Raw genomic sequence first — 20,840 nt, forward strand, 5'->3', positions numbered from 1 at the left:
GTGAACGTCAGTGATATTGGACTGAAGGACAATATAAGGAACAGAAAAACATGGAGCCTGAGAAGGAGGCAGTAGAAGCCGGTATTTATGCCTGGCCCGCCAGCACCAGCACCAGGTGCAGTCGGTCGCGCACCCCCAGTTTTTCGAAAGCCGCACTCAAGTGCGCTTTCACCGTGCGTTCCGTAATGGATAAATCACGGGCAACCTCTTTGTTGGATTTACCCGCGGCCACGGCATCAGCCACAGCTCTTTCGCGCGGCGTCAGGTCTTGTAAACGCGGTTCGGACAGGGGTTCAGGCAAACGCTTCGCACTGCCGAGGACCAGCTGCCGCATCAAGTCAGCCCCCAGCCATAACCCCTTGTGTCGTACCACCTGGCTCACCTGTTCAAGTACGGCCGGCGTTGCCAGGTAATGCAGATAACCGCAGGCTCCTGCGGCCAACACCTTTTGTGCCTCAGCCAGATTCTCCTGCCGCGTCAGGGCAACGACCGGCGCTTCCAATGCCACACAGGTGTACAAATCCCGGTCATGATCCGGTTCCAGCAACAACCAGACAAGATCAGCAGAGGATACGCGGGGCAATTCGGCGCACGAGCAACACCATTGCGCATCAGGGAAGGCCTGTTGCCAGCGCGGCGAACGAACCGCTGCGGGGCTGATAAAGAAGTGGCGTGTCATCGTTCCGTCAGGGCGTTCTGTTGTGCACGCAGCACCGGCTTTAACAAGTAGGCAAGCACGGTCTTTTTGCCGGTGAGGATGTCAACCTGGGTTGTCATGCCCGGCATGATCGGCAAGGCCGGATCAAACCCTGCACGGTCCGTGCGCACGCGTACCAGATAAAAGGTGTTATCGCGTTCATCGGTTATCGTATCGGCGCTGATATGTTCCAATGTGCCCGTTAACCCCCCGTAGACCACAAAGTCGTAGGCGGTAAATTTCACGATGGCCGGCTGCCCCGGCCGTAAGAAAGCGATATCTTTGGGCGCTACCTTGGCCTCAATCAATAATTGATCATCCAGAGGGATAATCTCCAACACCTGATTACCCGGCTGTACCACGCCGCCCACGGTATTAACCAACAAGCGTTGTACTGTGCCTCTCACCGGTGAGCGTATCTCGGCATATTTGATGCGGTCAGCCAAGCCCCGACTGCCCTCCTCCAGACTGGCCAGTTTGCCCATAACCTCCGATAACTCGTTGCGCCACTTGTTGTTGATGGTCAATTCAACCTCGCGCAGCTTGCCTGCCGCTTCCGCCACTGCCGCTTCCGAGCGCGCCAGTTGGGCCAGCGCCTGCTTGCGCGCTCCATCGGCATTGGATACATCACCTTCGAGACGCAATATCTCAACTTCCGAGATGGCACCACTGGCAAGCAGGGGTCTGGTGACCTGCAATTCCTGCCGCGCCAGCTCATGAGCGCGGGTGGTCTGTGTCACCTTGGCCTGGATTTCCTTGTATTCCTCTTCCCGTTGCACCTGTTGATCCCGGGCGATACGGAGCTGCTCGGCTCGCTCCAGTAAACTCGTTTCAAACAGGCGCTGTTCGTAAGCTGCTACATCCGGAGCCTCGCTCATAACATCCGACGGCAAGACAAAAGCTGCCCCACTGGTAAGGGCCTTCAGGCGTTCCGCCTTGGCTTGCAGGGAAAGGTACTGGGCGCGGCTCTCGCGAAAACTGGAGATAAAACGCGTGGGGTCGATACGCAGCAACAAATCCCCCGCCTCGACCACCTGGCCTTCGTGTACCAGAATCTCGTCCACCACGCCGCCGTCAAATGACTGGATAACCTGGAGTTGGCGCGATGGAATAACCCGCCCCTCGCCCCGGGCAACTTCATCCACACTGGCGAATGCGGCCCATACCAGCAACAGCAACAACACCAGCGCCATGACATAGAGCAAAGCCCGCGCGCGCAAGGGTTCCTGTTGCAGCCGGGCCCAGTCGGCCTCGGTAACCCAATCTTTGGAGTCATTGAGCGGGGTGAGCCAACGGGCATAGAGGCGCTCGATAACACGACTGGCCGGACCACCGGCTTTTTCCAACCAGCGTCCCAGGCGTGCAAACCAGCCCTGTTCTTTCGTGGCCATCAGGAAGCCCTCCCGATACGCCCCTGGCGCAAGGCTTCAACGACCTGCTCTTTAGGGCCATCAGCCACAATCTTGCCGGCATCAATTACGATAATCCGATCCACCAGTTCCAGCAGCGACGTACGGTGGGTCACCACCACCAGGGTCTTACCATGGGCATAGTCACGCATGTGGTGCTTGAAGGCTTCTTCGCTGGAGTGGTCCATGGCACCGGTGGGTTCGTCGAACAACAAGATGGCCGGATCATTCAGCAGCGCCCGGGCGATGGCGACGCTTTGCCGTTGGCCTCCGGACAATAACTCTCCGCGCTCACCGACCGGCATCGCCAGACCGGCGGGATGGGTCTGCACAAATTCGGCCAACCCGCTCAGGCGCACAGCGTTCAATACCTGCTCATCATCCGCCTGGGGAGCGCCCATCGCGATGTTGTCACGCAACGAGCCGAAGAATAAGTTCACATCCTGGGAGACATACCCCATATTGCGGCGCAGCTCCGCCGGATCGAGTTGCCGGGCATCAATCCCATCAATCAGTACCGCACCTTGGGACGGCGAATACAAACCGGCGATTAATTTTTCCAGCGTGGTCTTACCGGAACCGTTGCGGCCCAGGATAGCCACATGCTCGCCGGGATTAATCCTGAACGACACACCGCGCAGCACTTCCCGCTCATCCTGCGGATAACGAAATCCCACGTCCCTGAATTCAATACCACCCTGCAAGCGCGGGCGGCTGATCCAGTGCCCGCCCTGCGGGCGTTCCACCGGTTTTTCCATAACCGTGTCGAGCGTTTTCAGCGCGGTAGCTGCCTGGTGGTATTGCATCAACAGGGCTGCCGTCTGACCAACCGGTGCCATCACCCGGGACGACAGCATATAAGCCGCAATCAGGGCGCCCTGGGTGAGCTGAGCATCAATGATGAGATAAACGCCGACGATGATTATGGCCACCGCTACCGCTTGTTGAATCCACAGGGTACCCGCCGTGACCGAGCCAGAGAGCATGCGCATCTTGACCGAACTGCGCGACAGCAGCAGGGTGGTTTTCTCCCATAGCGATTGCATCCGCCCTTCGGCGCCGAGGGTCTTCAGCGTCTCCAGGCCAACCAGGCTTTCCACCAGTACCGCATTACGCTGCGCGCTTGCCTGCATATTCTGCTCGGACAGTTGGTGGAGTTTGTGCTGTACCCCGGCGGTGTAGAGCAATACCAGTGCGATACCCACCAGCACCGGGATCACCAACGGCCAGGAAATGAGGCCCATGACCAAGGTAAAGAGCAGCACGAAGGGTAAGTCGATAAACCCCACCACAGTGGCCGATCCGATAAAGCTGCGCACCGCTTCAAAAGCCTGTAAACCGGAGGCGAAGGAACCGACCGATACCGGTCGCTCGCTCATCTTCATGCCCAGCACCCGCTCCATGATGCTCGCCGACAAGGTAATATCGGTGCGGCTGGCGGCCAGATCGATAAACCAGCCGCGCATCATGCGCAGCGCTGCGTCGGCACACATCACCAACACCATGCCCGCGGCCAGCATCCACAGGGTATCGGTAGCGTGGTTGGGTACGACGCGGTCGTACACGTTCATGACGAACAGCGGCATCGCCACGGCAAACAGGTTGATCAGGAAAGCGGCCAGTAACACATCACGGTATAGCCCGCGATGCCGACGAACAACGCTCCAGAACCAGTGGCCGTCGGTCTGCTTGTCGATGGGTGTCGTACGTGCATCGAGGCGCTCCTCGGGCCGGAGGTAGATGGCATGGCCACTGTAACGCGACATGAGCTCATCCAGCTCCAGCCATACGTTGGCTTCGCCCAGCTCAGGAAACACCACCTGGGCACGCTGATCCTTGAGTGCCAACAACAGACAGGTGTCCTGGTTATCCAGCAAGAGAATAACGGGAAAGAGTGCCGGGTTAAGGCGCGGGAGCTCCCGCGCAACCAGTCGGCTGGTCAAACCGGCCCGCTGAGCGGCACGGGATAAGAATGCCGGTGTTAATTGCCCGTCCGAGAGCGGCAAACCGGCCAGCAGGGTGTCGCGGCTGGTATCGATACCGTGGGCTCGCGCCACCAGCAGCAGGGCTTCCAGCAGTGCTCCGCCTGGCTGTGTGGCCTCAATCTGGATAGGCTGACTCACCAATGTGGTCATACTGACTCCGCCAAGGTCGCCACGATAATCAGGGCGCGCGGCTGACGGTGACTTCCACGCGCCGATTCTTCGCGCGTCCGGCTTCGGTCAGGTTGTCGGCGACCGGGCGTGCAGCGCCAAAGCCTTCTACCTGAATAGTGGCAGTCTCCAGGCCATTCAGCACCAGATAATTGCGCACGCTTTCTGCCCGTGCTTTGGAAAGCGGAATATTGATCATGTCACTGCCGGTGTTGTCCGTATGGCCTTCGATGCGAATCTCCATCACCTTGGGGGTTTGCTTGATGTGCTGCAGCAGCTGATCCAGCCGCTGAGCGGCGCCGGGGCTCAAGTCAGAACGGCCGGTGGCAAATAAGGCATCGTTACTGATGGGCGTCATTTCAGAGATCAGGTCAGCGCGGCTCATCGCTACCGGGGCGTCTGTCGGGCACGCGGAATCAGCATCCACCTGAACCGGATCGGCATCGACCTGATCAAGCATCGTCAAACCATCGCGCACGATACCGAGGGCCGGCAACAATTTGCCCATGGCCGCCAAGGTCCGGGCACGCGCCAGGGCATTGTCGCTCAGGGCGTTCACATAGGCGCGGCTAGCCTGGAAGTATTCGTTTTCGGCGTCGAGCAAATCGAGCAAGGTTCGCTGGCCAATATTGAATTGCTCGCTGTAGGCAATGCGCACCTTGTCACTGGAGCGACGGTGCTGATCCAGCGAAATCAGCTGTTCAGTGATCCGTCGGGAATCGTTGTAAGCGATCTGGGTGGTTTGGCGGAGGTTGATGCAGGCCTGGTCGCGCAGATCCTTGGCCTGGTTTACCTGTTCGAGCGACCGCCGCACCGCTGCACGATTGGCGCCACCGCTGTAGAGGTTATAGGTGATAGCCAGTTCAATAGCGCCCTCTTCCCCATAGCGATCCGGATCAAAACGATCATCAAAACCGTTGGTGTTGCGGCCAATGTTCTGGCGGGCCCGGAGTTCCGCCTTGGGGTAGTAGCCCGAACGTTCGACCTTGACAGCGGCCTGGGCCGCAGCGATGTTCTTGATGGCGGCGTGAAAACCCGGATTACCTTGATAGGCCAACGTCAAAGCTTCTTGCACACTGGGTGGCAACACGTGGTTTTCCAGTTGGGTAGGAGCCAGCGCCTGCGCCGGCAATTGGCCGACGATGCGCAGGTAACGGGCCGTGACATCGTGGAGGTTTGAGGCCTCTGTCAACAGATTGGATTCCGCCAGTGCGAGACGCCCGGCCACCTGCTCCAGGTCAACGCGGCGGCCGACGCCAGAGGTTACCCGCTCTTCAATCTGGGCCAACACCTCACGGTGCTTGGCATAGTTATCCCGCGCAAGGGTCACCAATTGGCGTTGACGTTGCACATCTTCATAGGCGCTGACGGCTTCGAGGGCAATATTCTCCACGCTGTCCAGCAGTTCGAAGTAGCGCACGAGACGCGCACTATCAAACCGATTCACCTGACTGCTGGTGCGAAAGCCATCAAACAACATCTGGCTCAGGGAAATGCCGGCCTGCCCGCTATCGTAGCTCCCCCGACCGTCGTAATCCCGGTTTGCCTTACCGGCGGAGGCCGTCAGGTCCACCGAGGGTAGATAACCGCCACGCGCCACGCTGACATCCTCGGCGGCGGCGCGGAACGCGTGCCAGTTCGCCTGCACTTCGGGATGGGTCTCAATCGCTTGCAAGGCTACTTGTCGAACCGTTGTCGCCTCTAGTGCCTGGGCTGCCGTCGCGCACCATAGCGTTACGCTGGCGACTACCGCCAAAATCTTGCGTACATAATGGCCGGGATAACGGCGGGTGTGCATGTCATTCATCCACTTGTTCCTGTTGTGCTGATATTGCTGGAAATGCCGAACTCCCGCCCGAAGCGCATCAGGCTTGGAGATTAAGGGCATAAGGGAAAATGGCGATCAGGTGTTGCTCGGGTCCAACCCGTCTCTGTCGTCCTGGAGGAATTGCTTAACAAACAATCATGTCGCTTAAAATCACATCAAATTGGCGCATGATGATACATGATATTCCACGCAGTTAACAATATTAGTTATTTCTGCCATATCAGATATAACCAGTTCAATTGAAAAAGCTACCTTCACTTGATTTACGGCAGGGAATTGAATAAGGAAATTGACGCCAAAGCAATTACACAATATTACTTTGGCGCCAATCGATAAGGCGGGAATCAGATTTTTCGCAGAACCACTCTATATGGCTGCTCAAAGTCACTGACAGGTAGATTGTCCGGTTTACAGCGTTCGCGAATCCGCCAGGCATTGACGGACAACTCAATCTCACCCGATGCCAAACGGCTGAAACTCACCGTCATAAAGTGTTCCCGCGTACGGGCCTTGGGATAGGCCGACATCAGGAAACCGGGTTTGCTTTTCACCTGGAAGGATTTGTCATAGCGGACTTTGGCCGGCACCCACTCTGGAATGCGGATCACGCGGGGGTCCGGGAAGAAATCCGGGCTGGATTTTGCTTCGGCAGTGGCGATGCCATTCAAACCGGTCAGGTTGGACATGGGCGATGAAACGACCTCGATCAAACGACCGCCATTGTTCCCCAAGGTCACACTGGCGATACGACCGAAATGTACATCTCCCGACAACACCACAATGTCGTTACCGGTGTGAGCGAGGGCCTGCAGCAGTTCGCGGTATTGACGGGAAAAGCTCAGCAGGTTGCGCTCGCATTTATCTTCTTCATCGATCAGCAACTGTGGAATCACCAGTACACCGGGTGACCTTAGGGAACGTGCCCAGGCAACCAACTGCGCAAAACCTTCCTGGGTGATGAACTGGTGCTTGCTACGGTGGGAGCGCAAGTCAGCAAAGCAGAAAGATAAGTCGTTGCCGATGGAAAAGGTGTCTACCAGTGGCGAGCGCTGGATGTTTTTCACCCCATCGCTGGCAGAAGCCGTCCAGGTGCTCCTGACTCGCGCCAGCTTTAACGCCAGTAACGCGGGAATCAGGCCGTCATAGAAGGGATAGTCATTCCAGTATTCGTGATCATCCGGCAGCATCCAGGTGCCACCACAACCGAAGATACTACCCAACGCCTGCCAGTGCAGCGCGTAATCATCAGCAATTCGCTGGCGGATTTCGGTATTTAGTAACGACAGGGAATCGAAGCCGATATCCAGGTATACCTGATCGCCGGCCAATACCGTGATATCCGGCCGCGCCTCATCTGGCCCCCGTTCGTAGAGCGCGCGATAGGCTGCCGCTGCCTGTCCGCCATCGCGATGATTGTAGAAACAGCTACCCAAACCGACGGTAAAGGGCTTACACCCTTGGGCGGGAATAGAGGTGGGTAGCGTATCGAAACAGCCAGAGCGTAAGGCTTGCCAGGCTTCCTCAATCACACAGGGAACTGCTTCAATACGCCGGGAAAAAACCACCCGGTAGCGGGTTGCGGGCTCAAGGTTGTCAAAGCGGCAAAGCACGTAGAAACGTTGATTAACCTTGCGGAAGGGGCGCTGCCAATCTTCTTTTACAATCGAATGGACGCGCACCGAGCCGTCCGGCAAAAGGAGTTCAACCTGCGCCCGCAGGGGCATTTTTAATGTAGGAAATAATGTGCCCACCCAGACCTCTGCGCTGGTGGCAGTGACCCGATGGATCACCAACATCCATTGGCCGGTCTTGGTGTTGTAATCTGCTATGGCTGTCATAAAGCCTCCCTGTTATTCCCTGATACCTAACAATGGCTAGACTGCCCCGTTTTTGCGGTGAGCGCAAGTAGGGTGTGGGCAGAATTCAAACCCGGCGATACAGGCTAATCCTGAACTCCGCTTGATCCTGCCAACCGGTCGCCGCCATTTCCGCAAGCGACTCTGTTAAACGCCAGGCAAAGGGCGTCATCTGCAACAAGGCTTCCGTAAGAGAACCGGCTGGAGTGATCAGCTCGAACCTGAGTTGCTGGGTCTCCTGCAAAATAAATCCCTCAGGTGCCTGAGGCTCGGGGTGCGGACGAATATCCTGATACAGCTGTTGCCGCAGGCGCAGCAAATGATTTGGCCCCGGTGTCACGATGATCAGCCGTCCATCTTTTTTCAACAGGCGAGCCAACTCACTGTCCTTGCTGGGTGCATAAATTCGAGTAATGACGTCCATGCTGTGATCAGCAATAGGCAAGGCATAGCTGGAAGCGACCGCGTAGAACTCGCGCCGCCCTTTCGCTGCCAGGCGCACACCGTCTTTAGCAATGTCGATACCGTAGACTTGCGCAGATGCATCCAGTGCTGAGGCCAAATGCCGGGTGAAATAACCTTCGCCACAACCGATATCCAGTAGATGTTGCGTAGACGCGGGAAGGTGATGCTTCAAGGCGCCGACCAAGGGCGAAAAAAAATTGGCGTTAAGAAACTGCCGCCGGGCCTGGAGTTGTAACTTTGCATCACCCGGTTGACGAGAATTTTTATGGTGTACCGGTAAAAGATGAAAATAGCCTTCCCGTGCACGATCAAACTGATGACGACGACTACACGCCAGGCCGTGGGAATTTTCAATCAGGGGCTCGCGACATAGCGGACAAATAAAACACAACATGGGCAATGAAAATCGAGGTAATGAAAAAAACGCAGCATGCCCATTGGTGCAAGGGAATACAAGAGAGGTATAAAAAAACGCGCTGCGATAAGCGCAGCGCGTAGGAGGCGTTTACTCAGTCCATCAATTCGTAGCGATCAATAATGTCGCGCACCAGACCGCTGCGCACAATATCGTCCCGCTCAAACTCGTGGACATAGACATTAGGTAAATTACCCAGGCGCCGTACCGCATCCGCCAGACCGTTAGGACCCCGGATGTCGCTCTGCTGCACGTCACCGTTGATGACGACTTTACAGTCTTCTCCGATGCGCGTCAGGAACATCTTCATTTGCGCCAGACTGGTATTTTGCGCTTCATCCAGGATGACGAAGGTTTTGCTGTTGAAGGTTTTACCGCGCATAAATGCCAGCGGCGCTGCGACGATACGGCCATGGCGTAAACAATAATCCACCGTGCCGGCACCGAGGCGCTCGTTGAGGATATCGCGGAAAGCATCGATATAAACCGAAAACTTCTGATCCAGATCACCCGGCAGAAAGCCGAGGTTTTCCCCCGATTCCACCGCGGGTCGCGTCAGGATAATCCGCTCAATTCGCCCTGACTCCAATGCTTCTGCCGCCAATGCGCCCGCGCAATAACTTTTACCGGTACCGGCAGGGCCGATGCCAAAGGTCAGAGCGTGGTTTTGAATGGCGGTGATATATTGTTGTTGAGCGTGATTTTTAGCGCGGAGCGGTTGGGGAGAGCGAGGGGGAGAGTAAGCGGTTTCGACTTGCTGGGAGCGGGATTTAATTTCGACAATGTTGTCGTCGTCTCGCTGCTTTCGTGATGACTTGTGTTTCGAGCTTCGGTAGCTATTGTCTTCGGTGAACATATGGTGGTTATTGCGTCTAGCGTGAGATCTTTTCGCCATGGGTTAAAATCCCCTTCAGGTTCAAAGTTAACATTCGGCGGATTCACTCAGAAGCTTCGCTTGAACAATATCTTTAAAAGCTTCTGGTACAAACGCCCTGCTGCTCTGTTTTACGCAAACTGCTACACAAACTACACAGATTCCAGCGGCCTCGCCCACACCCCTTTTTACGTGATGAGTAATCTATCGCCACCGATTCGCATGGGCAACTTGTACCGTTTCACCATGACAAACCTGTGACACCTGTCAAACAAATCTTTCAGATTTGTTGTTTGTCGGTGGCATTCTTTTTAGCCACCTTGTCTTGATACTATGCCCAAATTTATAAGTGGTCAATGTGCAATACAAAAATATTTTTAATGACGGACAGCAAAAGATTGAGCGTTCAATCACAACCCTGAAACAAGGGAACTAGTCTTCGTCACCCAGGTCCGGAAGATTCGTTTGCTTGCGCCGCAAGGGTGCAAAGCCATCGCCGAGGTTTTTTGCCGGGGGTGTTGCCCCATCAGATTGTATTGCGGGAGCACTGGGCGCGCGACGTTTACCAATGTTTTTCTTATCCCGCTCGCGCACTTTAACTTTGTTGACAGCCGAGGTTTTTGTCTCTGTCGGCTTCTTCTTTTTCGTTCCCGATGCCTTGCCGGAGGCCTTCACTTTTTTTGGCCCAGTGTAACTGGCCACCAAACCGGGAACGCTGATTCGTTCAAAACTGGTTTTTAAATAACGTTCGATACTGCTCATAAGATTCCATTCATTCGCCGCAATCAGCGAGACGGCCCGACCGCTTTTTTCGGCTCGACCGGTACGACCGATACGGTGCGTATAATCGTCACCACTTTGCGCCATATCCACATTGATAACCAGATCTACACCCTCGACATCCAGGCCTCTTGCGGCAACATCGGTGGCCACCAGAATACGGGTGTGCCCCTGACGAAAGATATCCAGCGAACGCTTGCGCTGGTCTTGTGTCATATCCCCGTGCAACGCACTGATGCTGTATTTGTTATAACGCAGCAGTCCATCCAACTGCGCCGCTTTTACCTTGGTATTGGTAAACACAATCGCTTTGTCGTAGGTTGAGCGCGCCAATAAGGCGAGCAACACTTTTTCTTTGTGCTTGTCATCATCGGCCAGGATAATTTGTTGCTGGATGCGGTTGTCGGGCTCTTCTATCGCAATTTCTTCGGCGGGTTGTTCCTGCATGATCTGTTTGATCAGATGACGCAAACCGCGTTGCTCAAGCGTGGCAGAAAACAGCAACGTCTGGCGTTGCGCGCAACAGATCTCCGCAATCGCTAATACATCTTCACTCAACCCCATATCCAGCATGCGATCAGCTTCGTCCAGGATCAACATTTCCAGGCCCGAAAAATCGGTCGATTTATGCCGAATGTGCTCTACCAGACGGCCCGGTGTGGCTACCACAATCTCAGGGTTTTTACGCAACAGAGCTTTCTGGTATTTCAATTCATCACCACCGGTGACCATTGCCACCTTAATACTGGTAAAGCGACACAACTGCTGGGTGGTTTTTACGATTTGTCGAGCCAGTTCACGCGTTGGACTGAGAATCAGGACGCGGGTACTGACAGGATTCAACGGCGGCGCGGTTAATATTTTCTGCAATGCCGGCAAGAGAAACGCAATGGTTTTACCGCTGCCCGTCTTGGCACTGACCAGTAGATTTTTATTACTCACTATTTCCGGAATGGCTTTTTCCTGCACCGGCGTGGCTTGCACTAACGCCAGACTCTCCAGTGCCTTGAGCAGTTGAGGATGGTTAATTGATGTAGCGAAGGGCATATTTTCCACAGGTAAATCCTCAGCAGCGTGCAGTATTCAAATTAAAGCGGAGAAACAAAAAAGCTCTTCCCGCGGCACGGAAAGAGCTTTCGCGGCATCATCCTGGCGATCAGCCCATGGCAGAGACCATGGAAATCATAACACCGGCGGCCACGGCTGACCCGATGACACCGGCCACATTGGGACCCATGGCATGCATCAGCAAATAATTGTGCGGGTCAGTTTCCAGGCCAACCTTATTAGAGACCCGTGCCGCCATGGGCACAGCCGAGACACCGGCGGAACCAATTAACGGGTTGATCTTGTTTTTTGACAACAGGTTCATAAATTTAGCCACCAACACGCCCATGGCCGTGCCGATAGCAAAGGCCAACATACCCAATACGAGAATGCCCAGGGTTTTGGGGTCGAGGAATTTATCAGCTGCCAACTTTGAACCCACTGCCAGACCGAGGAAAATCGTGGTGATGTTGATCAGCGCATTTTGCGCCGTTTCACTCAGGCGCGTTACCACTCCACATTCGCGCAGCAAATTACCAAAACAGAACATCCCCAGGAGAGCCGCCGCGCTCGGCAGGAACAGCGCCACCAGAACCAGTAGCACGAGCGGAAATAGAATCTTTTCGCGCTTGGAAACCTCGCGCAATTGCTGCATCTTGATCTGGCGGTCGGCCTTGGTGGTCAAGGCGCGCATAATCGGCGGTTGGATCAACGGCACCAACGCCATATAAGAGTAGGCAGCGACGGCAATCGCGCCCAACAAATCCGGTGCCAGGATACTGGCGACGTAAATCGCAGTCGGCCCATCTGCACCGCCGATGATACCAATGGCCGCCGCGTCAGCGATGGAAAAATCCATCAAGCCCATACTGGATAAACCTACCGCGCCCAGCACCGTCGCAAAGATCCCGAACTGTGCCGCCGCCCCCAGGAACAAGGTCTTGGGATTTGCCAGCAGCGGACCGAAATCAGTCATGGCACCTACGCCCATAAAGATAATCAGCGGCGCTACGCCGCTGGCAATGGCGACTTTGTAGAAGACATATAACATGCCGTCACTGAAACCATAATCAGTCGCTATCCGGTGAACCTGCACCTGCACCGCTGTCGAGGCGTTCTTATACAGCTCCGCCAACTCTGTTGCCGTCGCGTCATGTGCAACGCCGAGGGCTTGAGCGAACGCGTGGTATACATCGGTATGGCCAAAGGCAAGTGCACTTTCAAACGCAGTCAGGGATAAGCCGGCACCGGGGATATTAGAGAGGATACAGCCAAAGCCTATGGGTACCAGCAATAACGGCTCAAAGCCTTTACGAATAGCAAAAAATAACAACAGGAACCCCACCAGTAACATAATGAACTGGCCGGATTGCAAATGATGAATGCCCGAGTCTTGCCAAAGGCGGATAAAGTTTTCCATAGTCGTCTTCCGTCTCCGCAATCAGGCGATGGTAAGTAACACATCGCCCACCGCGACGCTGTCACCCACCTGGATATCGACTGCCACAACGGTCCCGGCCTTGAAGGTGCTGATTTCCGTTTCCATCTTCATTGCTTCAAGTACACACAGGGTGTCACCAACCTGAACTTTTTGACCGGGTTTGACCAGCACCTTACAGATGATGCCCCCCAGCGGTGCCACGATGGATTCACCACCGCTCACGGTAACATCGCCGTGACTTTCGGGCGCCGCCGCGCCGTTCAGCGGCACCAGACCGGTGATATCCCCACCCGCGGACACCGTCACGGTATAGCTTCGACCTTCTACTGAAACGGTGTAAATTTCCTCACCTTGTTCCGTAGTTACCACCGCGGCGCTGTCCTGTCCGGGCACTGGCTCGAAAGCAGCAGGATTATGACGGTTCTGGAGGAATTTCAGGCCCACCTGGGGAAAGAGTGCGTAAGTCAGCACGTCGTCAACCAATGCATCGCCTTGGGCGAGGCTGATATCTTTTTCCGCAGCCAACTCCTTGAGGGTACGGGTCAGTTTATCCATCTCAGGTTCCAGCAGGTCTGCCGGACGACAAGTAATTGGCGCCGCACCGTTCAGCACGCGCTGCTGCAATTCCGTATTTACTGGCGCTGGCGTTGCACCGTACTCACCTTTAAGCACCCCTTCTGTCTCTTTACTGATGTTCTTGTAGCGTTCGCCGCACAAGACATTCAAGACCGCCTGGGTACCTACAATTTGCGAGGTCGGTGTCACCAGCGGAATAAAACCCAGGTCTTCCCGAACGCGCGGGATCTCTGCCAGGACTTCATCAAAACGGTCCTGGGCATTCTGTTCGCGCAGTTGGCTTTCCATATTGGTCAACATGCCACCCGGCACCTGGGCCACCAGAATGCGCGAATCCACACCGCGCAAGGCACCTTCGAATTTCGCGTATTTCTTGCGGACTTCGCGAAAATAGGCCGCGATATCCTCGAGCTTCTGGATATCCAGTCCGGTATCACGCTCGGTTTCCTGCAAGATAGCTACCACTGATTCGGTCGGGCTGTGACCGTAGGTCATGGACATGGATGAGATAGAGGTATCAACATTATCGACGCCAGCCTCGACACATTTAACAATGGTTGATGTGGACAGGCCGGTGGTGGCATGGCAATGGAGGTGAATGGGAATCTGGCAGGTTTCTTTTAACCGCTTGACCAGTTCAAAACCAGTATAGGGCTTCAGCAGACCGGCCATATCTTTAATACAAATGGAATCCGCCCCCATGTCTTCGATGCGCTTGCCCTGCTCTACCCATAAATCGACATTATGGACCGGGCTCAGTGTGTAAGAGATGGTCCCCTGAGCATGTTTGCCATGTTTTTTGACCGCTTTCAACGCAGTTTCGATGTTGCGCATATCGTTCATCGCATCGAATACACGAAAGACATCCACACCATTGTGTGCTGCGCGCTCGACAAACTTGTCCACCACATCGTCGGCGTAGTGGCGATAACCAAGGATATTCTGACCGCGCAGCAACATCTGCATCGGCGTGCGCGGCATCACTTTTTTCAGCTCGCGAATGCGATGCCAGGGATCTTCGCCCAAATAGCGAATGCAGGCATCGAAGGTTGCACCACCCCAGGTTTCCAATGACCAATAGCCCATCTCGTCCAGCTTGGCGGCAATAGGCAACATATCGTCCAACCGCATACGCGTAGCAAACAGAGATTGATGTGCATCGCGCAAGACAACTTCAGTGATACCCAAGGGCTTTTTAACATCGCTCATGGTGCTTACCTTTCTATTCGTTTTCTTATTTGTTTATGCGCACGGTGGCGCTAGTGCATAAGGATGATTGTTAACGGCGGTTCGCCCGGTGCTGATCCAGGGCAGATTTAATAACTGCCAACAATCGCGCATCAACTCCGTCCTGGTCGGATTCGACCATCCTGACCTGTGCCGCCTGAACATCGGGCTCGGCGAAATAACGCTGGACCACGCGCGACATCAACGTCGTGAAAACAACCAGGATAGCGAGAAATATCACCACAGTACCCATGCCATAAAGCATGAGATCAACACCCTGCTGCATCAATGAATCCTGCATCTGACTGCCCCTTGTTTCTGTATCTGCAATACAAAGTTGCAGAGATTGAGACCCGACATGGCGGGAATTTATCTGAATTATTCATGAATCCTGCCGCGATTGCGTTAATAACAATCACTCCCGGCAGGCGAGCGGGGCGACAATGTAGCTTGATTACCCCACCTCCGCAACCAAACCCCGTGCGTTTCATCGGTTTTTGTTCCCTCGCAATCATAAGAGCACAACCCGTTTTTTGTTATTCTTCAATGATTTACGCAAACTTTCAGCTCAGACCCCGGCTTTCCCGCTGCGCCCGGCGATTATTTATCAGCCAACTACCTGTACACCCACCCAATCCAGCGTAGAATGCGCACACTTCGCTCCGGCGATTTAGATATAGACGCAACGAGATTCATCTACCCCATGAGAATTATGCTGGCCCCGATGGAGGGCGTCGTCGACCACCACGTAAGAGACCTGCTCACACGCATCGGTGGTCTGGATGGCTGTGTCACAGAATTTGTCCGCGTGACCGAGCAGGTACTGCCGTATAAGGTATTTTTCCGTTTTGCGCCAGAGATCGAGCATCACTGCTTAACCCCGAGCGGCATTCCGGTAAAGCTGCAACTATTGGGTGGCAAGCCGGAGCCAATGGCGATCAACGCCATAGAGGCTGTACGCGCCGGCGCCAAATCGATTGACCTCAACTTCGGCTGCCCGGCCAAAACCGTTAACAAGAGCGATGGTGGCGCCTGCCTCTTGCGCCAGCCGGATCGGGTATATCGCATCGTCAAAGCGGTACGCGATGCGGTTCCAGCGGAGATTCCCGTCTCCGCGAAAATCCGCCTGGGCTACGATGATCGCAACAGCTATCTGGATAATGCACTCGCTGTTGCCGATGCAGGCGCCAATGAGCTGACCGTCCATGCCCGCTCCAAAGCAGATGGCTATAAGCCGCCGGCCTATTGGGAATATATCGCCGACATACGCCAACACCTGGCTATACCGGTAGTTGCAAATGGAGAGATCTGGAATCTGGCGGATTACCATCGCTGTCGCGAACAATCCGGCTGCGACGATGTGATGCTGGGGCGTGGGCTGCTCGCGTGCCCGGACCTGGCCCGGCGCATCATGGCAGACTTACAGGGCGAAGAGTATCGCCCTCTTTCCTGGGGCGACATATGCAGTTTGCTGTACGATTATTACCAACAAACCAGACCCCGCTACCTGGAAAAAAACTGCGGTAACCGGATCAAGCAATGGCTCATGTACCTGCGTCTGCAATACCCTCAAGCGGAAGCATTTTTTGAGCGCATAAAACGGGAGCGGGAGCCTGCTGCCATCGAACAAGCCTTTGCTGAAGTGTTGCCCAAAAATCATCAAGCGAAACAGCAGCATCTGGCGATGGATACCGAAGCGCTTTGAAATCTTCCGGCAGCTAACAATAGATCGTGCAACTAGAACCAAAAACCGTCCGCGCGTTTCCCTTCTATATTTAAAAATCCCGTCATCTTACCCCTGCTGATGACCCGATGATTCAATACCATCAACTGCAATAAAGGAAACATTCGCATACTCCACATCAACTACTCAACGAAGGGATGTCAGCACAATGTAACAGGCATAAAAAAAGCCCACCCCTGACGGGATGAGCTTTTATTATCGTTATCGCGCTGAATAAGCAAATTGTAATGATTTAACGCGGTATTGTCTGCCAGAAAGTAGAAGATTTTTTCTACTTTATTTTTTACCCCGATTTTTTACCCCAAAAATAAAAAAAGGCCTAGCTGTGTCAGCTAAGCCTTTGTTTTGTATGGCGCACTCGGGAGGATTCGAACCTCCGACCGCTCGGTTCGTAGCCGAGTACTCTATCCAGCTGAGCTACGAGTGCGTTGTTTGGAGGCGCGTATATTAGTGATCCGATTTAGGGGAGTCAAGCTTTTCATCATTAAAGAGAGGAAAACTTTTCTTATCTTTTTCAATCACTTCCACAACCTGCGACTTATTGAACAAGATGGGCAAACATTAATCACTTCACGCCCTGCTCCGTTCGCATAAATGAAAAAGCCCGGACTAGCCGGGCTTTTTAATATGGCGGTGAGGGAGGGAGTCGAACCCTCGATACCTTGCGATATACACACTTTCCAGGCGTGCTCCTTCGGCCACTCGGACACCTCACCGTAAACACTTTACGTGCTCGTTACCGCCCCATCCGGGGTTTCTCGAAGGGGCGCTAATGTACACAAGTGATTTATTAAACGCAATCTTATTGCGCGGGCCAGTTGGCAAAAAATTCGCTGGTCGGACGCGGATGCGCTTTACCTAAAGGACTGGTCGGTGTGCCCATATAAAGGTAGCCGATGATATGTTCGTTCTCCCGCAAACCCAGCCCACGCTTAACCTCGGGATGGTATGCCATGGCACCGGTTTTCCATATGGCACCAAGACCCAGTGCATAGGCGGCGGTAATCATGTTCTGTGCCGCTGCGCCTGCCGAGATGAGCTGTTCAATCTCCGGCACCTTGGGATTGATGTGGCAGGAAGCAATTACCACGATAATCATCGGCGCCCGATGCGGCATTTTGCGATAGGAATCCTGCACCTCTGGCAGAAGGCCCGGATCATCGCACAGGGCGGCCGCACAAAAAAGCTCGCCCAATGCAGTTAACCCCTCTGCTTCCACGACCAAAAAACGCCATGGACGCATCTGACCATGATCAGCAGCGCGCAACGCGGCTTTACATATCGCTTCGCGCTGCTCTGCATTCGGTGCAGGTGCGGTCAGCTTACTGACAGAAACACGCTGATGAAGTGCGTCCAACGCATTCATATTGACCCCCTCAACTGAAAAAACGCCGATTGTAGCAGCACATCTGGAAGTATCCAGCGACTCGCATATAAGAGAAGGCTGTACCATACTCAATGACACGAACGAAAGGCTTATATTCATGCCAAGGCGTCGGTCAAAGACTATCGAGAATACCCATGCAGGTATCTAATTACATTCTTATAGCGGCTCTGGAGGTCTACCTTCTGCTTACGCTGTTATGCGTATTTCTTTTGTTTTATGTCCGCAACCAAAGGAAGCTGGTCAACCGCCAACAGCAAAAGCTGCGCGAGTTATTAAACAGCCAGCCCAAACCAGCACCGCCCCCCCTTCAACAACCGATAACAGACAGCCACACTTACCGCGAATACATTTCCCGGCAGCTGGACATCACGCGAAACCAGTATCAGCAGATCGCCGGGGACAATCAGATTACGCTGGAGCAATCACCGGAGGCGCCAGCGATGCAAAAAGTCCTGGCCCTGCGGCATCATTTTCTGATGGCAGAGGAGTCGGCAGTTACCTTTGACGGTAACAAACCGTTGGTACGCTGGGATTATCTGGAACAACAATTATCCAGCCTATTAACCCGCCAGACAGATACGCAAGGGCTGGAAACAGAATTGGCAAATAGCAAGAAACGGATCGAGAACCTGGAAAAATTCAAACAGTTGTTTTTTGACCTTGAACGGCAATGGCAAGAAGCCCAGGAAAAAGCACAGGGCTATCATCAACAGCTATCCGACATGGTCGAGAGCGTTGAAGATAAAGCATATTTCAACGATTTACTCGATCGCTACCACAACACCTATAACGATGTACATCAAAGCATGATGACCGGCCGCCAGGCACTCGAAAAAAATCCTGCCGTGCTTTACACAAATGCTCATACTCACCGACCGGATTCCAGCATCGCCAATGAAATTATAAAATTGCGCAATGTCGCCGTTGATCAACACCGGATTATCAACCAATTGCAACGCAAATTAGAGGACGCCAAAACAGCAGAAGAAAAAGAAGTGGCGATCCAGGATCTGCAACAACAGTTACAGCGGCAAATTCGCTTTGTGCAGGAAGCCGAAACCTGCGTGAAGCTGATAGAAGACGAACTGAAAAATTCCCAGGAAAAATTACATCACCATGAACAGCTACTGGAAAAAACGCAATTCGCAGAAGAAGAAAATCAACGTATGAGAGAGCTGTTACACAATTTTGCTTTTGAGAGTAAAACCTTGATGACCAGCATTATTGAACTGGAACAAGAGAACGACAAATTGAAACGTGCCTTGTCGGAAAATGCCAGTGCGCAGGCGGTAGAAGCACTGAAAAGCCTCCAGGCTGATCATTTGATCCTGCAAACCCAATACGCAGAGCTGGAAGAGAAATACCTACAATTAAGACTAAAAGGCTAGAGACCAGGTTGAATGCTATGCCACGAACAGGATTTAGCGCTCTCCGGCAATAGACTTTTGTCGTAAAAAAACGTTTAATACCAAGCCTTTACATAAATTTGTTGAGGAACAATCTTTGCATTAGGGACGGCTATTTATCGGCGGCATAAACTTAAGGTTTTTTATAACAAATGAACAGCAAGACTCCTCCTATGAATGCCCACACCGAGTCACCCTTACAGCAATATTATTTCCGTGCGCTTATTTGTTTTGCAGCAGCGGGCACCCTGGCATCTCATACCAATTGGGAAAATATCAATCTTCTATATGTGGTTGTTATTGTTCTTTTGCTGATTTACCCCTATGCCACCTACCACTTCACCCATAAACGCCCTCCGGAATTCACCGTCAGCTTGCTGCGCTGGCTATCCTATGTCGATGCCGGCCTGATTGGCCTGGTGTTGAGCTTGATTAACTTCAGTATTTTGCCCTGCGTCCTGTTCCTGACCATTATCCAGTTCAATGCCCTACTCAACGGGGGGATTCGGCGCTGGATGGAAGACAACGCTGCCTTCGCGGCCGGTGTTCTGGTCAGCCTGTTGTTACACAAGCCGCAACTGATACTCAGTACCAGTGTTCAAATCAGCGCGGCTAGCCTGATCGGCATTGTCTGTTATTTTCTCGTTCATGCTGTGTATATGCACCAACGGTTTCGCAAGCTGGTCATGAGTCAGAAACAACTGGAAAACGAACAAAAGTGGCACAAGATTCGCGCCTACAAACTCTCCCGTTATCTACCGCCCACCGTCTGGAAGGCCATCAATCAAGGCCGCGATGAAACACTCCAGGCCGAACGAAAAAAAATCAGTGTATTTTTTTCAGACATCAAGGATTTCAGTCAACTTTCAGAAGAGATGGAAGCTGAAGCACTTACCGACCTGCTCAACCATTATCTGACTGAAATGTCCAAGATAGTGACCCACTACGGCGGCACCATCGATAAGTTTATGGGCGATGCCATCATGGTGTTGTATGGCGATAGCAATAGCCAGGGGATTAAAGCGGATTGCCTGCGCTGCGTGTCCATGGCAATCGCGATGAAGAAGAAAATGAAGTCATTGCAACTGGAATGGTTTAACCAGGGCATAAAAAAACCGTTGCAGATTCGTATGGGCATCAATACCGGTTTCTGCACGGTAGGCACCTTCGGTACCTCCAGCCACCTCGACTACACGGTGCTGGGTACCCAGGTGAATCTGGCCAGCCGTCTTGAATCCGCAGCCGATCCGGATGAAATCCTGATCTCCCATGAAACCTGGTCGTTAGTGAAAGACTCAATCATGTGTCGTGACAAAGGTGAGATTCAGGTAAAAGGGTTTGCCCTGCCAGTCAAGGTGTACCAGGTTGTGGATTTCCGTAAGGAGCTGGGCAAAAACCAAAGCTATTTTGAGGAGCGCGCAGAAGGATTCTCCATGTACCTGGACCTCGACAAAATCCGCAATTACGACAAAGAAAAAGTGATCGACTCCCTCGAAAAAGCCGCAGATCGCCTGCGCGACAAAGTCATTGTCTAA

At 53.5% G+C, this 20,840-nt stretch carries 15 protein-coding genes and 2 tRNA genes; 3 read left to right on the forward strand and 14 right to left on the reverse strand.

Going from position 1 to position 20,840, the window contains the following annotated elements; translation table 11 throughout:
* Nucleotides 1-85: 85 nt before the first annotated feature.
* The 11 genes from ACSV5M_RS13800 to ACSV5M_RS13850 form a co-directional block, all read right to left on the reverse strand.
* Nucleotides 86-679: a LuxR C-terminal-related transcriptional regulator gene (locus ACSV5M_RS13800; protein ID WP_439176821.1), complete on the reverse strand. Its 594-nt coding sequence runs from the start codon at nt 677-679 to the stop codon at nt 86-88.
* Nucleotides 676-2,088, reverse strand: coding sequence for an HlyD family type I secretion periplasmic adaptor subunit (locus ACSV5M_RS13805; protein WP_439176822.1), 1,413 nt, complete (start codon nt 2,086-2,088; stop codon nt 676-678). Before ACSV5M_RS13805 ends, ACSV5M_RS13800 begins: the two co-directional genes overlap by 4 nt.
* Nucleotides 2,088-4,241 (reverse strand): type I secretion system permease/ATPase, encoded by a 2,154-nt coding sequence (locus ACSV5M_RS13810; RefSeq protein WP_439176823.1) that lies wholly within the window; start codon nt 4,239-4,241, stop codon nt 2,088-2,090. Before ACSV5M_RS13810 ends, ACSV5M_RS13805 begins: the two co-directional genes overlap by 1 nt.
* A gap of 28 nt (nt 4,242-4,269) precedes the next feature.
* Nucleotides 4,270-6,066: a TolC family outer membrane protein gene (locus ACSV5M_RS13815; RefSeq protein ID WP_439176824.1), complete on the reverse strand. Its 1,797-nt coding sequence runs from the start codon at nt 6,064-6,066 to the stop codon at nt 4,270-4,272.
* A gap of 365 nt (nt 6,067-6,431) precedes the next feature.
* Entirely contained in the window at nt 6,432-7,925 is a 1,494-nt protein-coding gene (locus ACSV5M_RS13820) for a hypothetical protein (RefSeq protein ID WP_439176825.1), read from the reverse strand.
* Nucleotides 7,926-8,010: 85 nt separating this feature from the next.
* Entirely contained in the window at nt 8,011-8,802 is a 792-nt protein-coding gene (locus ACSV5M_RS13825) for a putative RNA methyltransferase (protein WP_439176826.1), read from the reverse strand.
* A gap of 115 nt (nt 8,803-8,917) precedes the next feature.
* Complete coding sequence (locus tag ACSV5M_RS13830) at nt 8,918-9,718, reverse strand: PhoH family protein (RefSeq protein ID WP_439176827.1); 801 nt, start codon at nt 9,716-9,718, stop codon at nt 8,918-8,920.
* Between the two features lie 411 nt (nt 9,719-10,129).
* Complete coding sequence (locus tag ACSV5M_RS13835; RefSeq protein WP_439176876.1) at nt 10,130-11,524, reverse strand: DEAD/DEAH box helicase; 1,395 nt, start codon at nt 11,522-11,524, stop codon at nt 10,130-10,132.
* Nucleotides 11,525-11,633: 109 nt separating this feature from the next.
* Complete coding sequence (locus tag ACSV5M_RS13840; RefSeq protein WP_439176828.1) at nt 11,634-12,944, reverse strand: sodium ion-translocating decarboxylase subunit beta; 1,311 nt, start codon at nt 12,942-12,944, stop codon at nt 11,634-11,636.
* A gap of 21 nt (nt 12,945-12,965) precedes the next feature.
* A complete protein-coding gene (oadA, locus tag ACSV5M_RS13845) occupies nt 12,966-14,750 on the reverse strand; it encodes a sodium-extruding oxaloacetate decarboxylase subunit alpha (protein ID WP_439176829.1) in 1,785 nt (594 codons plus the stop codon).
* Nucleotides 14,751-14,820: 70 nt separating this feature from the next.
* The gene (locus ACSV5M_RS13850) at nt 14,821-15,069 is read right to left on the reverse strand and encodes an OadG family protein (protein WP_439176830.1); all 249 of its coding nucleotides are present in this window, start codon (nt 15,067-15,069) and stop codon (nt 14,821-14,823) included.
* Nucleotides 15,070-15,471: 402 nt separating this feature from the next.
* Between ACSV5M_RS13850 and ACSV5M_RS13855 the strand changes: the two genes are divergently transcribed.
* Nucleotides 15,472-16,473: a tRNA dihydrouridine synthase gene (locus ACSV5M_RS13855; protein ID WP_439176831.1), complete on the forward strand. Its 1,002-nt coding sequence runs from the start codon at nt 15,472-15,474 to the stop codon at nt 16,471-16,473.
* A gap of 389 nt (nt 16,474-16,862) precedes the next feature.
* Here ACSV5M_RS13855 and ACSV5M_RS13860 read toward each other — a convergent pair.
* The 3 genes from ACSV5M_RS13860 to ACSV5M_RS13870 all read right to left on the reverse strand — a co-directional run bounded on the left by ACSV5M_RS13860 (nt 16,863) and on the right by ACSV5M_RS13870 (nt 17,878).
* Nucleotides 16,863-16,939 (reverse strand) — tRNA-Arg (locus ACSV5M_RS13860).
* Nucleotides 16,940-17,140: 201 nt separating this feature from the next.
* A tRNA-Ser gene (locus tag ACSV5M_RS13865) sits at nt 17,141-17,228 on the reverse strand.
* Nucleotides 17,229-17,314: 86 nt separating this feature from the next.
* Entirely contained in the window at nt 17,315-17,878 is a 564-nt protein-coding gene (locus ACSV5M_RS13870; protein WP_439176832.1) for a nitroreductase family protein, read from the reverse strand.
* Nucleotides 17,879-18,033: 155 nt separating this feature from the next.
* On the opposite strand from ACSV5M_RS13870, the gene ACSV5M_RS13875 reads away from it, so the two are divergent.
* Nucleotides 18,034-19,287 carry a hypothetical protein gene (locus ACSV5M_RS13875; RefSeq protein ID WP_439176833.1) on the forward strand — a complete coding sequence of 418 codons (1,254 nt, stop codon included), beginning with the start codon at nt 18,034-18,036 and terminating at the stop codon, nt 19,285-19,287.
* A gap of 191 nt (nt 19,288-19,478) precedes the next feature.
* Nucleotides 19,479-20,840 carry an adenylate/guanylate cyclase domain-containing protein gene (locus ACSV5M_RS13880; RefSeq protein ID WP_439176834.1) on the forward strand — a complete coding sequence of 454 codons (1,362 nt, stop codon included), beginning with the start codon at nt 19,479-19,481 and terminating at the stop codon, nt 20,838-20,840.

The sequence above is a fragment of the Cellvibrio sp. ARAG 10.3 genome (genome assembly GCF_051846955.1).
Classification (GTDB): Bacteria; Pseudomonadota; Gammaproteobacteria; order Pseudomonadales; family Cellvibrionaceae; genus Cellvibrio.